At 65.7% G+C, this 12,458-nt stretch carries 16 protein-coding genes; 5 read left to right on the forward strand and 11 right to left on the reverse strand.

The features are described from left to right. Positions 1-149 precede the first annotated feature (149 nt). Together SM755_RS02645 and SM755_RS02650 are read left to right on the forward strand one after the other, a co-directional pair. Complete coding sequence (locus SM755_RS02645; protein WP_323171320.1) at positions 150-734, forward strand: hypothetical protein; 585 nt, start codon at positions 150-152, stop codon at positions 732-734. Between the two features lie 57 nt (positions 735-791). Then, a complete protein-coding gene (locus SM755_RS02650; RefSeq protein WP_323171321.1) occupies positions 792-1,496 on the forward strand; it encodes a molybdenum cofactor guanylyltransferase in 705 nt (234 codons plus the stop codon). 54 nt (positions 1,497-1,550) lie between these two features. On the opposite strand, the gene yqeC is transcribed toward SM755_RS02650, so the two are convergent. The 4 genes from yqeC to SM755_RS02670 form a co-directional block, all read right to left on the reverse strand. Beyond that, positions 1,551-2,312 (reverse strand): selenium cofactor biosynthesis protein YqeC, encoded by a 762-nt coding sequence (gene yqeC, locus SM755_RS02655; protein ID WP_323171322.1) that lies wholly within the window; start codon positions 2,310-2,312, stop codon positions 1,551-1,553. Positions 2,313-2,400: 88 nt separating this feature from the next. Then, positions 2,401-3,243 (reverse strand): 3-keto-5-aminohexanoate cleavage protein, encoded by an 843-nt coding sequence (locus SM755_RS02660; RefSeq protein WP_323171323.1) that lies wholly within the window; start codon positions 3,241-3,243, stop codon positions 2,401-2,403. Beyond that, positions 3,240-3,524: a hypothetical protein gene (locus tag SM755_RS02665; protein WP_323171324.1), complete on the reverse strand. Its 285-nt coding sequence runs from the start codon at positions 3,522-3,524 to the stop codon at positions 3,240-3,242. Before SM755_RS02665 ends, SM755_RS02660 begins: the two co-directional genes overlap by 4 nt. 164 nt (positions 3,525-3,688) lie before the next feature. Further along, a complete protein-coding gene (locus SM755_RS02670; RefSeq protein WP_323171325.1) occupies positions 3,689-4,477 on the reverse strand; it encodes a hypothetical protein in 789 nt (262 codons plus the stop codon). A gap of 119 nt (positions 4,478-4,596) precedes the next feature. Between SM755_RS02670 and SM755_RS02675 the strand changes: the two genes are divergently transcribed. Continuing rightward, positions 4,597-5,577: a ring-cleaving dioxygenase gene (locus SM755_RS02675; protein WP_323171326.1), complete on the forward strand. Its 981-nt coding sequence runs from the start codon at positions 4,597-4,599 to the stop codon at positions 5,575-5,577. Positions 5,578-5,608: 31 nt separating this feature from the next. On the opposite strand, the gene SM755_RS02680 is transcribed toward SM755_RS02675, so the two are convergent. After that, positions 5,609-6,808, reverse strand: a complete 1,200-nt coding sequence (locus tag SM755_RS02680; protein ID WP_323171327.1) for a M56 family metallopeptidase — start codon at positions 6,806-6,808, stop codon at positions 5,609-5,611. A 118-nt stretch (positions 6,809-6,926) separates the two neighbouring features. Here SM755_RS02680 and SM755_RS02685 point away from each other — a divergent pair, with 118 nt between their 5' ends. Further along, positions 6,927-8,180 carry an iron-containing alcohol dehydrogenase family protein gene (locus tag SM755_RS02685; RefSeq protein WP_323171328.1) on the forward strand — a complete coding sequence of 418 codons (1,254 nt, stop codon included), beginning with the start codon at positions 6,927-6,929 and terminating at the stop codon, positions 8,178-8,180. Between the two features lie 12 nt (positions 8,181-8,192). Here SM755_RS02685 and SM755_RS02690 read toward each other — a convergent pair whose 3' ends face one another. The 5 genes from SM755_RS02690 to SM755_RS02710 all read right to left on the reverse strand — a co-directional run bounded on the left by SM755_RS02690 (position 8,193) and on the right by SM755_RS02710 (position 11,403). Then, entirely contained in the window at positions 8,193-8,645 is a 453-nt protein-coding gene (locus SM755_RS02690) for a hypothetical protein (RefSeq protein ID WP_323171329.1), read from the reverse strand. Positions 8,646-8,705: 60 nt separating this feature from the next. After that, a complete protein-coding gene (gene queC, locus SM755_RS02695) occupies positions 8,706-9,446 on the reverse strand; it encodes a 7-cyano-7-deazaguanine synthase QueC (protein WP_323171330.1) in 741 nt (246 codons plus the stop codon). Between the two features lie 29 nt (positions 9,447-9,475). Beyond that, the gene (locus SM755_RS02700) at positions 9,476-10,357 is read right to left on the reverse strand and encodes a 7-carboxy-7-deazaguanine synthase QueE (protein WP_323171331.1); all 882 of its coding nucleotides are present in this window, start codon (positions 10,355-10,357) and stop codon (positions 9,476-9,478) included. Positions 10,358-10,362: 5 nt separating this feature from the next. After that, complete coding sequence (locus SM755_RS02705) at positions 10,363-10,851, reverse strand: 6-pyruvoyl tetrahydropterin synthase family protein (RefSeq protein WP_323171332.1); 489 nt, start codon at positions 10,849-10,851, stop codon at positions 10,363-10,365. Between the two features lie 198 nt (positions 10,852-11,049). Then, the gene (locus SM755_RS02710; protein WP_006664292.1) at positions 11,050-11,403 is read right to left on the reverse strand and encodes a helix-turn-helix domain-containing protein; all 354 of its coding nucleotides are present in this window, start codon (positions 11,401-11,403) and stop codon (positions 11,050-11,052) included. Between the two features lie 140 nt (positions 11,404-11,543). Here SM755_RS02710 and SM755_RS02715 point away from each other — a divergent pair, with 140 nt between their 5' ends. After that, on the forward strand, positions 11,544-12,227 hold the full coding sequence (locus SM755_RS02715) for a molybdopterin-binding protein (RefSeq protein WP_323171333.1): 684 nt from the start codon (positions 11,544-11,546) through the stop codon (positions 12,225-12,227). Positions 12,228-12,254: 27 nt separating this feature from the next. Here the strand turns inward: SM755_RS02715 and SM755_RS02720 are convergent, their stop codons facing one another. Then, a complete protein-coding gene (locus tag SM755_RS02720; protein ID WP_323171334.1) occupies positions 12,255-12,383 on the reverse strand; it encodes a hypothetical protein in 129 nt (42 codons plus the stop codon). Positions 12,384-12,458 lie beyond the last annotated feature (75 nt).

The raw sequence follows: 12,458 nt of genomic DNA on the forward strand, positions 1-12,458 counted from the left end.
TCCGCTCGATGGTGAATCGCGGTATGTGAATTCACAACGCGAGTGTGCATGAGTTTTTCTACCATGCCCGAGACGAGTGGTCAGACGGTAGGGAAAGTACGGTTCACTCGGGCGAACGCTAACAGCGCCCCGCGCCATACAGTCGCACGATGGAGTTCACACGCGATCTAGTGCGCTCCGAAGCGGCCGACTACCGGGCGGAGAACCCCTTCTATCCTGTCGAACAGGAGCAACTCGAAACGCTCCCGCAAGCGTTCGAGACGGCCGCGTTCGGGTGGCGCGACGCCGCCTGGGTCGTCAGGTGGTACTACCGGCGATTTCTCGGCACCTATCCCGACGCCGAGCGGCGGGCCGCAGAAGAGCGCTTTCAAGAGAACGAGTTCGACGCGGTCCGGGCTGCTATCGCGGACGCGGTCGATGCGACCGCCGGCCCGGAGCGAGACGCGACGGCTGCAATCGATGCCCTCACCGCACTGGACGGTGTCGACGTGCCGGTCGCCACCGGCTTTCTCATGTTTTTCGCCCCGCAGGAGTTCGTCGTCCTCGGCCCTCGCGAGTGGACCGTCCTGTACGACGCGGGTGAACTCGCGAAGCCGTACCCGACCGCACCAACAGCGAGCGACTACGAGACGTATCTCGACCGCTGTCGATCGATTGCGACGACGACCGACTGCGAGTTGTGGATGATTCACCGGGCGCTCTGGCGTCTCTCGGCCGCCACTACCGACCAGTAACACTCGATTCAGACGGTCGGCCGCGGACTTTTGTTGCCGGTCGCCGAACACGCGTGTATGTCCCCCGCAACCGGATCGGGCGGTACAGCGCAACCGGACGCCACGCCGAACGAGCGGACGGCCGTCATCCTCGCGGGCGGCCACTCGACCCGCTTCGGCGACGAGGACAAGGCCGTCGCTGAACTCGCGGGAACGCCCATGATCCGCCGCGTCGTCGATCGACTCGGCCCCGTCGTCGACGAGTTCATCATCAACTGTCGGGACGACCAGGTGCCCGTTATCGACGATGCACTCACAGCCGATGCGGGCGACTCCGACGGCGCTGGTGAGCCACCGGTCTCCTTCGCCGTCGATCCGGTCCCTGACCGCGGCCCGATGGCGGGAATCATGACCGGACTTCGCGCGGCGCGGACCGAATTCAGTGCCGTCGTCGCCTGCGATATGCCCTTCGTCGATCCCGAACTCGTCTCGCACCTCTTCGACCGGGCGGCAAGCGAAGACGCGGACGCTGCGGTTCCGCGGCTCGAAGACGAGTGGTTCCAGACCACGCAGGCGGTCTACCGAACCGAGCCGATGGGAGAGGCCTGCCAACGCGCCGTCGACCGCGGCGACCGACGGGTCGTCGAACCCCTGTTCGATCTCGACTACGTCGTCGTCGAGACGGACGAGATACGTGACTACACTGATCTGGAGACGTTCGAGAACATCAACACGCCCGAGGAGTTCGAGGCGGCACGCGACCGACTCGCCGACTCGGCCTAGCGGGCGGCGTATCGGAACTCGCGCGCTCTCGGTACCGGGTACAGAGCAACCGAGTCAGGACTCGATGACCTCCACCACCGGCTCGTCGTCGATCAAGCACGTGAGCACGACGCGAGAGACGGTCGGTGCGCGATCGAGCAGGGCCGTTGCGATCTTCTCGCCGGTCGCCCGGAGCGACGGGTCGTCTACCTTGTTGAGCACCGGCACGACTGTCGCCCCGTCCGGAACGCCCTTCAACCCGCCGCGCTCGCTCGCGAGCACCCGCGCAACGTCGTCGGGCCGGATCTCCTCGCCGATTTCACGATCGGTGATCGCCGCGACTCTCTCGGGCCGGTGGACGAACTCGGCCGAGAGCGGCTTGCCGACGGCCTGCACGCTCGCGATCGGGACGACGGTGTCCGTACGCCGCGGCAGTTGCGGCTCGTGATCGCCCGGCGCTTTGAACTCGCGCGTTCGCGCGCCGTCGGCTTTGACGAGAACGAGGTCGGCGGTGTCCGCGGCCGCGAGTTCATCGATGGTGGCGGGATCGTAGCCGACGTAGCGGTCGCCCTCTCGCTCCGGAACGATGCCGAGAGGCCAGCGATCGGCGTTGGCTGTAGTTGCGACCGGATCGTCCGAGATGGAGACGGCCGAAACGTGTTGGTCGAAGATAGGGATACGGACGGTCGCGGTAAGGACGGTTCTCGAAGACGGCAGTCGGGCGGCGCGTTCCGCCAGCGTGTAGAGCGTCGTTTTCTTGCCGCCCGCGCCGACGACGGCGACGACGCCGGAATCGATCTGGAGTGCCTCTGTGAGAGGAGAGTCGTCCGCGACCATAGGCCCGGTACGATGGAAGGGGGGCTAATGGTTTGGGTCGATTTCGTTGATTTCGTCGGATTCGTCAGAGGACGGGGGCAGACGCGACTCAGAGACCCAGAATTTCGCGCGCCTGCGACGGCGTCGCGACCGGGCGGCCGAGTTCGTCGGCGATGCGGACAACTCGTTCGACCAGTTGCCCGTTGCTCGTTGCGAGTTCACCCTGTCGGTAGTAGACGTTGTCCTCCAGACCGACGCGGACGTGGCCGCCGAAGAGGAGGCCCATCGTTGCGAACGGAAGCTGATGGCGGCCGAAGCCGAGGGTGTTGAACTGCGCGCCCGCGGGCAGGTTGTCGATCGCAGTCAGGAAGTTCCGCGGTGTCGGCGGGGTGAGCGTGCCGGGGCCGAAGATCAGGGTTCCGTAGACGGGGTCGGCGAGGTCGCGCCGATCGAGGAGCCCGAGCGCCTCGTTCAGGTGGCCGTCGTTGAAGAGTTCGAGTTCGGGTTTCACGCCGCGTTCGACCATCTCCGCGTGGAGCGAGTCGACGAGGCTGCGGGTGTTCTCGCTGGTGAGGTGATCGTACCGGTTCAGCGGCCCCATGTCGAGCGAGGCCATCTCCGGGGCGGGGTCAGTCCGCAGGGGAAGATGTCGCGCCGCATCCGGCGCACCCGTTCCGCCGGTGGAGTGCTGGATGATCACGTCCTCAGCGCGGCGGCGGATGGCGTCGTCGATCTCCTGAAAGCGCTCGGTCGCGAACGTGCGCTCGCCGTTCGGTTGGCGCGCGTGAACGTGGACGACGGCCGCGCCGGCGGCTTCGGCTTCCGCCGCCGCTTTCCCGATCTCTTCGGGCGTTTCAGGGAGGTGCGGCGTGGTCTCCTTGCCGTGTACGCCGCCGGTCAGGGCGGCGGTGACGATGACCGGTTCGCCGGCGAGGAACTCGTCGTAACTCACGCGTCTTCACCGGACCCGGCCCGATTTTCGTCGCCGTCACCGCTTCGGTTCTCGGTCCCGTTTTTCGGCTCCCGCTCGTTCTTGCCCTCGTTCTCGTCGGCAGCCCCGGCGTGCTCGAGGTAGATTTCGCAGTCGCTGTCGTGTGCCAGGTCGTAGCGGTCGTTGCAGATATCAGCGCGCATCGGCTGGACGAATCGCGCCGCCGCCTCGCAGTATGCCCGCGGTTCGTCGAATTTCCGCTCGTTCGCCTCGAGTCGGTAGTCCAGGAACGGACAGGACATAGGCATCGTTCCGGGCCGATCGTGTTAGCTGTTCGCCGTCCGGGTTCGTCGTCCGCCCTTTGAGGTCACCGTTCGCTACTCGCCGCTTGCCGTCCGCCATACGCCGAGCGGTTGATACTGTGGAAAACCGCGAACCACGAACCGCGAACCGCAAAACCGCTCGATCAGGGATACAGCATCGTCGGCCAGTCGAGCCACGCCTCAACCGTGACGATGCTCCCCGGATCGCACCGGGGATACGGGAAGAATACCGCTCTCGTCTCGCCGGGTGCGACGTCGATGGCCGACTCGGTAGCCGTCCCGCTGTACGCCACGGTCGTCTCATCCAGGTACGCTTTCAGCCGCGGATACAGTTCGACGGCTTCGCTGTGGTCGTTCGCGACCGTCGCGCTGTAGCCGTAGACCGGCGACCCGTCGTACGTTCCGATCCGCCCCCAGTCGCCGTCGACGGTGGCGTACTGCTCCGAAACGCGACCGATATCCGCGGTTTCCCCGTCGCGAACGGTGAGCGTGTACTCGCCGATTTCGTCGGCCGCTCCATCTGCGGTCGTGATCGTAAACAGAGATGTTTCGTCCGCATCGAGTCCGTACACCCGAGTCGACTCACTCGACCCGTCGTCGAACGCCGCGCGAATACTCGGTATATTCCCCCACTCTCCGGGCTCGATCCGACCGCGAACGCCGTACCGCCCGCTCTTGGGATCGCGGACGAACTCGTGGGCGACTACGGCGTCCGCGTTCGGCCCGTCGACGGTCGCTGTCAGCGACTCGCCCTCGGCACAGATCGGCGTCACGTCCTCGTCGAACGTCGTCGAGGAGACCGCCTCGACGTCTCGGTCGTCGGTCGGGGTGAGGTTCAACTGCTGTGCGCCACCCGATTCCCGCGAGAAACACCCTGCGACGGCGCTCGAGGAGAGGGCGGCGATACCGACCACGCACTGTCGTCGGTTCATATTTCTAATCTGTTCCGGAAGCACATAAAGAAATCGCGCTTCGCGAGCCGGTAACGGCCGCGTCCCCTGGTGACACGACCGTGGACAACCCTCACAAGGGCCGAGCGCCTACACGCTGTATGTCACCGACCACGCCCGGATTACACCACGTCACGGCGATCGCCGGCGATCCCGATCGAAACGCCGAGTTCTACGTCGGCACGCTCGGCCTCCGGTTCGTCAAGCAGACCGTCAACCACGACGACCCCGGTTCCTACCACTTCTACTTCGGCGACGAAGGCGGGACGCCCGGCACGAATATTACGTTCTTTCCCTGGACCGACCGCGGCCGCCGGGGCGAGTTCGGTGCCGGCCAGACGCAGGCGACCGCCTACCTGATCCGCCCCGACTCGATCGACTACTGGCTCGACCGACTCGAGAGCGAGGGTATCGACGTCGAGCGGATACAGCGCTTCGACGAAACCGTCCTCCGATTTGCCGACCCCGACGGGATCGAACTCGAACTCGTCGCGCCGGCCGACGACGCGGCCGCCGAGAGCGACGCGACGCCGTGGGAAGACGGCCCCGTCCCGACCGACCACCAACTGCGCGGCTTTCACAGCGTCACGCTCGCCGTCAGCGAGTTCGGGCCGACGGAGACGATCCTGACCGACGTGCTCGGCTACGAACTCGAGGCCGAGGCCGACGGTCGCCGCCGGTACCGGAGCGCGGCCGGCGGTCCCGGCTCGATCGTCGACCTGGTCGAGACCGATGCCGGTCGCGGCCGGATGGGCGTCGGGACGGTCCACCACGTCGCCTTCGAGGCGGCCGATCTCGAGGAACAAGAGCGCTGGCGGGAGGCCTACGCCGAGCAGGGACTCTCCCCGAGCGAGGTCATCGATCGGAAGTACTTTCAGTCGGTCTACACCCGCGAGCCCGGCGGCGTCCTCTTCGAAATGGCGACGACGGAGCCCGGGTTCACGGCCGACGAGGACCGCGACGAACTGGGGTCCAGCCTGGCGCTGCCCGAGTGGCTCGAGGACGAGCGCGAACGGATCGAGTCGCAGTTGCCGTCGTTCGACGGCCCGGCGGTCGATTCCGAGCCATCGTCTGATCGGTAGTTCGTCGCCGTCGCATCCTGGAAGAGACGACTTACCCGCGCCGACGCCGTTCGAGCGTTCGTAGCTGTTCGATCCGTTCCTCAGTCGCCGGATGCGTCGGGGGCCGCCACGCGAGCACTCGTCGAATACGTGTCCGCACCGGCTCGATGATCCTCGTACGAAGCCACGTTTTGACCCGCTCCTTGCGCCGGGCGATGGGTCCCGGGGGACCACTGGATTCTTGCTTGTCGACTGTCTCTATGGAGAACTGACCGACGAACCACCGGTCGAACCAGTGTTCCCCACCCTCACCGTTCTCAGCCGTGCGCTCGAACGCCAGCGGCTGCGGAACGATCCCGAGCGTCGCGCTCGCGTGCAGTCGCGCATCCTGATCCGGTTTCGATCGCTCGTCCTCGAGCGTCTCGAGCGCGCTCGCCACCGCCGCCGGCTCACCGGTCAGTCGACTCGCACCGCGATCGGCGGCGAACTCGCGGGTCTTCGAGAACAGTCCGAGCGCGATCGAGTTCAGTCCGAGCAGCGCCCGCGCAACGACACTCACGGCAAGGTAGAGCGCGCCGACCACGAGAATCGGGACTGCGAAGATGAGGAGGCCGATCCCGGTGAAGAGAGCGACCATCGCCATGCCGGCGAGAACGCCGCGGAGTTTCCGCTCGCGCTCGAGTAACCGATCGCCGATCGCGACGGTTGCGGCGACTGCGGTCACGACCGGCAGGTCGCGGTTGGCGACGTGGGCGACCTCGTGTGCGAGAGCCGCATCGAGTTCATCGTCGTCGAGTCGCTCGAGCAGTCCCGTCGTGACCACGATCGTCGGCGAGCGTTGCGTTCCGACGGTCAGACAGGCGGGTTCGGCTCGGTTCGCGACGGCCACCGACGGAAGCGGGACGTCCGCCTGCGCTGCGAGTCGCCGAACCCGGCCGTCGAGGGTTTGCGGGTTGGTTCCCTCGAGTTCGCCGGAGTCGTCACGTTCGTGGAGTTCGTCGAGATCGAGGCCGGAGACGATCGTCCGCGAGCCGTATCGCGCCTGCACGGCGACGAGGCCGACGGCGGCGAGGAGGAGCGTCCCGACGGTGAGCGGCAGGCCGAGTTCGACCGGCACCGATCGGCCGCTCGCGGAAAGCAGACGGAGAGCGCTCCAGGCGAGCGCCGCGAGCAGGAGTCCGTTCACTCCCACGACCAGCGCGAGCGCGGCAGCGATTCGAACCCGGAGTCGCCAGTTCGGTGTGAGCGTCACGTTGCAGTATCGTTCCGGAAACGGCAACAGTGTTTTGGAGCGACGGATCGAGACGGACCCTCGGACGTGGCCCGCCGGGGACTCCACTGTTAACAGTCCCCCGTCCGTAGACGACCCCATGACCGCACCCGATTCGAACGGCTTCTCCCGGAGGGCGCGAGATCGAACCCCGTTTCGCTTCGAGTTCACCTCGCCGACGATCCGCTTCGGCCGAGGCTGCGTCGACGACCTCGACGCCGAACTCGAGCGGCTGGACCGCGAGCGCGCGCTGGTCGTCTGCGGGTCGACCGTCGGGAGCACGCCGGCGGTAATCGACCCGGTCCGGACGGGACTCGGCGCTGAACTCGCGGGCGTCTTCGACGAGACGACGCCAAAGAAACGGCTCGGGACGGCGTTCGACGGACTCGACCGCCTGCGAGACACCGACGCTGACGCGATCATCGCGGTCGGCGGCGGCAGCAGCCTCGACGTGGCGAAGGTGATCAGCGCGCTCGCGGCCGACGAGCGCTCGCGCGGTGATATCGTCGCCGAGTTCAGCGAGACGGGAACGATCACCGTTCCCGAGTCGGGGCTGGTGCCGATCCTCGCGGTGCCGACGACGCTCGCGGGGGCGGATCTCTCGCAGGCTGCCGGCATCACGGCCGCACCGGCGTCGGACGGATCGGGCCGGATCGACGAGGAACTCGGGGGTGGAATCGGTGGTCGGGAGCTGATGCCCGCGGCCGCTTTCTACGACCCCGATTTGGTCGCGACGACGCCCGAATCCGTCCTCGCGGGGTCCGCGATGAACGGCTTCGACAAGGGTCTCGAGACGATCTACGCCGCCAACGCGACGCCGATCACCGACGCGACGGCGTCGCGTGGACTGGCCGCACTGGAGTCCGGACTGCGCGCGTACGGCCGCGGTGAGCGCGACCCCGAGACGTTCGAGACGATTCTCGAAGGGATCGTCCTCGTCCAGTACGGCATCTCCCGCCCCGGCGAGACGACGCTCTCGATCATCCACGCCTTCGGCCACGGGCTGACGCGCACGAACGACGTACAACAGGGGACGGCTCACGCGGTCGTCGCCCCGCACGTCCTCGAGTTCGTCTTCGCCCAGGAAGGCGTGGACGCCCGCGTCGACCTGCTCGCGGACGCGCTCGGCGTCGGCGCAAACGCGGAGCCGGCCGCCGCGGTCGTCGACCGCGTGACCGCGGTCCGCGACGCGCTCTCGCTCCCGACCCGGCTTCGGGACGTGGACGGACCCGAACCCGACGAGTTCAGCGCCGTCGCGGAGGCGACGCTCGCGGATCGAATGATGGCGAACGCGCCGTCGGGACTCGACCCGTCGGTCGACGAACTCGTCGCCGTGCTCGAAGCGGCGTGGTAAGCAGAGCGGCGTTCACTCTATCGCGGGCGGCGGCTCGACTCCGCGACGCGAGGGCTGCAATCCGTCGTGGAGTGGAGAAACGAGTCGAATCACGTAGATTCCGAGAATCGTCACACCGGCAGTCACCAGGAACACGACGGTCGGCGTTTCGAGGTGAACGATTTCGAGCAGCGAGAGACCGGCTCCGCCACCGAGTAGTGAAAGCACAGTCACGCCGCTGAGACCGTCGGGAAGCAACTCGAACACCGTGGATCGAACGGATGCCGCATAGTAAACGCCACAGCAGACGCCAAGTACCACGACCGGCCAGTGCTGGCTCGGCGCGAGCGGCCCCACATCGTCCGCGACAAACCAGGCGAACACTGGGAGACCAATCGCGAGGCCGATGAACTCGCGGCGACGGCCGTCGGGGAGCGTCCAACCGCCGTCCCCGTCGCGAACCCACGAGACGATCGGGAGGGGCATAGCGGGAGAACGATGGGTTGGACAAAGAACGTTTGCTTCTCCAAACGTATCACGCAGTCGTCACTCCTCGACGTAGGACGGCCGCTCGGCGTATTCGATCGGATCGCGGCGATCGTTGCGCTGGAACGCCTGGAGGCGGTAGGCACAGGCGTCGCAGGTGCCACAGGCCGGCTGGTTGTCGCGGTAGCAGCTCCACGTGTGTTCGTAGGGAACCCCGAGTGCAGTGCCGCGGGCTGCGATGTCGGTCTTCGACCACTCGACGAAGGGGGCTTCGATCGAGATGTCGGTCTCGGGTTTGGTCCCCACGTCAACTACGGTTTCGAACGCCTCGAAGAACTCGGGGCGACAGTCCGGATAGCCCGAGAAGTCCTCGCTGTGGGCACCGATGAAGACGGCTTCGCAGTCGTTGGCTTCGGCATAGGAGACGGCCATCGCGAGCAGGTTCGCGTTCCGGAAGGGGACGTAGGAGGTGGGGATTTCGTCGCCGTCCATATCCGCGTCCGCGACGGCGAGTTCGTCGTCGGTGAGACTCGAGTCGCCGATCGCCGAGAGGTGTCCGGTTTCGATCTGCAGGAAGTCGTTCATCTCGAGATCGTCGGCGAGCCGTTTTGCACAGTCGAGTTCACGGGTTTCGGTGCGCTGGCCGTAGGAGGTGTGGAGGGCATAGAGGTCGTAGCCGCGCTCGCGGGCCTCGTAGGCGGCGGTGGCGCTGTCCATGCCGCCCGAAAGGAGGACGACGGCGCGCTTCGAGTCAGTCGTCGGGTCGGTACCGGTGTCGGTGGTAGGTGAATCGGATGTCATCGTATCTCTTCGTATCGGGATGGTGCTAGTTATGTCTCGGGTGCGTCGTTCCACAGATCCACGTGCAGCCGCGGCGTGTATCGGAAGCTGTGCTCCATCGCGAGTTCGGCGACGCGCGTTCGCGTTTCGGCGAGGCGCTCGCGGGTCGCGCCCTCGGGCATCAGCAGGACGTTCTCCTCGTGGATGGGAACGGCCGCCGCGTCCCGCAGTTCGGCGAGCAGGTCGAGGATCTCCGGCATGTCGTCCGCGTCGGTGACGACGAACTTCAACTGGAACGGGTGGGTCTCGACGAGTTCGGTGAGTGCGTCGAGGTCGAGTCGGGCGTTCTCGTGGCGCTGTTCCCATTCGCCGTCGCCTCGGTTCGCGGCTCCTCGTGATCGCCGCTCACCGTTTCGAGATTCTTCTGGAATCTCGCTTCTCGGGTCGCGTTCGGGAGTCGGGGTGCTGCTCTGGAGTTTCGGGCTGATCGAGGCGAGATCGATGGGGGCGTCGCGGTGGATCGTCCCGTTCGTCTCGACGGTGGTGTGGTAGCCGCGGTCGTCGAGTTCGGAGAGCAGGTCCGCGCTCGCGTCGTGCAACAGCGGTTCGCCGCCGGTGAGGACGACGTGGTCCGCGTCGTAGGATTCGATCTCGGCGAGGATTTCCTCAAGGCTCATCCAGGCGTGGGTCGGTTCCCAGGAGGTGTGATAGGAATCACAGAACCAACACCGGAGGTTACAGCCGCTCGTGCGGACGAAGACGGAGGGGACGCCGGCGAGAGTCCCCTCGCCTTGCAGCGAGTAGAAGAGTTCGTTGATCGGGAGTCCGTCGTCGGGTCGGTCGCCGCCGTCGTCGGTCTGATTTTGGTGCTCGTTCTCCGTGCTGTTCGTCGGCTCGGACGGTTCCCGGTCGACTGAGTGAGAGACCGGCATTATGATCAGAACTGGCTTCCGCCGCAGAGTTCGTTCGTTTCGTTGACCTGAACGGCGACGTCGGTAACGTTCGCTCCGAGTTCAGCGCGGAGTTTGTCTTCGAGGAGGACGCTCATCACCTCGGCCGTCGGCGGCTGATCGAGGACGACGATTCCGTCCGCGTCGCCGGCCGCTTCGAAGGCCTCGACGAGGGGGTCCCCGCGCTGAAGGAGGAACCGGTGGTCCCACTCGTCTATTACTGCAGTAATATCACCCTTGTCGGCGATCCAGCCCTCCTCGGTGAGCGTCCCCTCGATGGTAACCGCGACTTCGTAGTTGTGGCCGTGCGGTCTGGCGCACTTGCCGTCGTGGTGGAGGATTCGGTGGCCGGTGCTGATTCTGATCGGGCGGTCGCGGCCGATGTGGAGGGTTCGAGAACGACCGACCAGGCGCTCGTCGGCCGTCGTCGACCCGTCGGCCTCGCGGTGGTCGTCGTCCGAGGCGTATTCAGTCACACGCGAGTATTCTCTCGAGAATACTTAAATCTGGTCGAACGCCCCGCTCTGAGATGAACTCGAGCGAGAGGTAACCGCGACGGTAAGAGTGGCGGTGGCGGTAATGGCGGTGGTGACGGCACCCGTGACGGTGACGACGGTGGAGTTGCGACTACGAGTTCGGTTGCTCTCGCGCCGACGACACTACCGGTCGATCGATCAGTTCTCGAGTTGGTCCTGCAGCCGGTTTTTGGCCTCGGTGCGGCGCTTCTGGGAGAACGTCGGTTGCTCGTCGGAGAAGTCGATCTCGAGTTCGTCGACCGTGCGGCGATAAATGTTCGTTCGTCGCCCTTCTTCGGAGAGTTGTCGTCCTTCGCAGGTAAGTAACCCCGCGTTGACGAGTTCTTCGATGCGTCGATAGCAGGTTGCGATGGGTATTTCGATGTCTTCGCTCAGCGTCTGTGCCGACTTCGGAGTTCCCGCAGCACAGAGGATTTCGGCACTGTACTTGCTGCCGAGTGCCGAAAGAACCGTAGTCGAATTGGTGTCAGTTCGTTGCGTCCGACGAGGCATTGTCACACCGTTACTAATTATCAGAATTGAATCTTGTGGTTATGATGAGTAACAGGGATTCTGAGTGGTCAGTAAGATACCATTTTAAATCGAATGATGCGGACGAGACACATTTGAGGGGGGACCGCGAACGAGCGGGTATGAACGCTGCGGTCGTTACGGTCGGTGACGAACTCCTCGCCGGACGAACGGCAAACACGAACGCCACGTGGCTTTGCGAGCGACTCACCGAGCGCGGCGTCGACATCGAGCGAGTGACGACGATTCCGGACCGCGTTTCGGACATCGCACGCGTAGTCAACGAGTATCGAGCGGCCTACGACGCCGTGATCGTCACGGGCGGCCTGGGACCGACGCACGACGACGTCACGATGGACGGCGTCGCCGCCGCACTCGGCCGGTCGCTGACGGAACACGACGCCGCCCGCTCCTGGCTCGAAGAAAACGGCTACTCTCACGCTGAACTCGCGGACGGAACGGCGGAGTTGCCGGCAGGCGCGCGGGCGCTACACAACGATGTCGGGGTGGCTCCGGGCGCGGTCCTCGAGGACGTCTACGTGCTCCCGGGGGTCCCCGAGGAGATGAAAGCGATGTTCGAGGCGGTGGCCTCGGAGTTCAACGGCGAACCGACACATCGGCTCGTCGTCGTCGCGGACGAACCCGAGAGTGCGTTACTCGATCGGATCGCCACGCTTCGCCGGCAGTTCGACGTGTCGGTTGGCAGCTATCCCGGCGACGGCGTTCGGATTTCGATCGAAGGAAGGGATGAGCGGACGGTCGCGGAAGCCGCCGCGTGGCTGCGCGAGCGGGTCGAAAGCGCGTAGCCGGTGTCCGCCAGCCGCACCGTCGAACTACCGGTAGAAGTAGGCGAGCCAGGCGATCGTGACGAGAAGACTCAGGGCCAGGGCGCTCCACCCGACGTACTCCATCGGCATCGGAAGTTCCGACTCCGCCGCGAGAACGTATAGTAGTTCGTTCATGAACGGTGCTCTATCCCGATCCCTCTTAGTTTTTGAGAAACGGCCCAATAACGACGGACTCTGCAACCGGTCGCC

This window comes from Natrialba sp. PRR66 (assembly GCF_034808065.1).
Classification (GTDB): domain Archaea; phylum Halobacteriota; class Halobacteria; order Halobacteriales; family Natrialbaceae; genus Natrialba; species Natrialba aegyptia.

Excerpts from the sequence above, each read along its gene's own strand:
- SM755_RS02715 (WP_323171333.1), top strand. The coding sequence starts at position 11,544 with ATGAACGCTGCGGTCGTTACGGTCGGTGACGAACTCCTCGCCGGACGA.
- SM755_RS02670 (WP_323171325.1), bottom strand. The coding sequence starts at position 4,477 with ATGAACCGACGACAGTGCGTGGTCGGTATCGCCGCCCTCTCCTCGAGC.
- SM755_RS02645 (WP_323171320.1), top strand. The coding sequence starts at position 150 with ATGGAGTTCACACGCGATCTAGTGCGCTCCGAAGCGGCCGACTACCGG.
- SM755_RS02710 (WP_006664292.1), bottom strand. The coding sequence starts at position 11,403 with ATGCCTCGTCGGACGCAACGAACTGACACCAATTCGACTACGGTTCTT.
- SM755_RS02720 (WP_323171334.1), bottom strand. The coding sequence starts at position 12,383 with ATGAACGAACTACTATACGTTCTCGCGGCGGAGTCGGAACTTCCGATG.
- SM755_RS02690 (WP_323171329.1), bottom strand. The coding sequence starts at position 8,645 with ATGCCCCTCCCGATCGTCTCGTGGGTTCGCGACGGGGACGGCGGTTGG.
- queC (WP_323171330.1), bottom strand. The coding sequence starts at position 9,446 with ATGACATCCGATTCACCTACCACCGACACCGGTACCGACCCGACGACT.
- SM755_RS02685 (WP_323171328.1), top strand. The coding sequence starts at position 6,927 with ATGACCGCACCCGATTCGAACGGCTTCTCCCGGAGGGCGCGAGATCGA.
- SM755_RS02700 (WP_323171331.1), bottom strand. The coding sequence starts at position 10,357 with ATGCCGGTCTCTCACTCAGTCGACCGGGAACCGTCCGAGCCGACGAAC.
- SM755_RS02650 (WP_323171321.1), top strand. The coding sequence starts at position 792 with ATGTCCCCCGCAACCGGATCGGGCGGTACAGCGCAACCGGACGCCACG.
- SM755_RS02665 (WP_323171324.1), bottom strand. The coding sequence starts at position 3,524 with ATGTCCTGTCCGTTCCTGGACTACCGACTCGAGGCGAACGAGCGGAAA.
- SM755_RS02675 (WP_323171326.1), top strand. The coding sequence starts at position 4,597 with ATGTCACCGACCACGCCCGGATTACACCACGTCACGGCGATCGCCGGC.
- yqeC (WP_323171322.1), bottom strand. The coding sequence starts at position 2,312 with ATGGTCGCGGACGACTCTCCTCTCACAGAGGCACTCCAGATCGATTCC.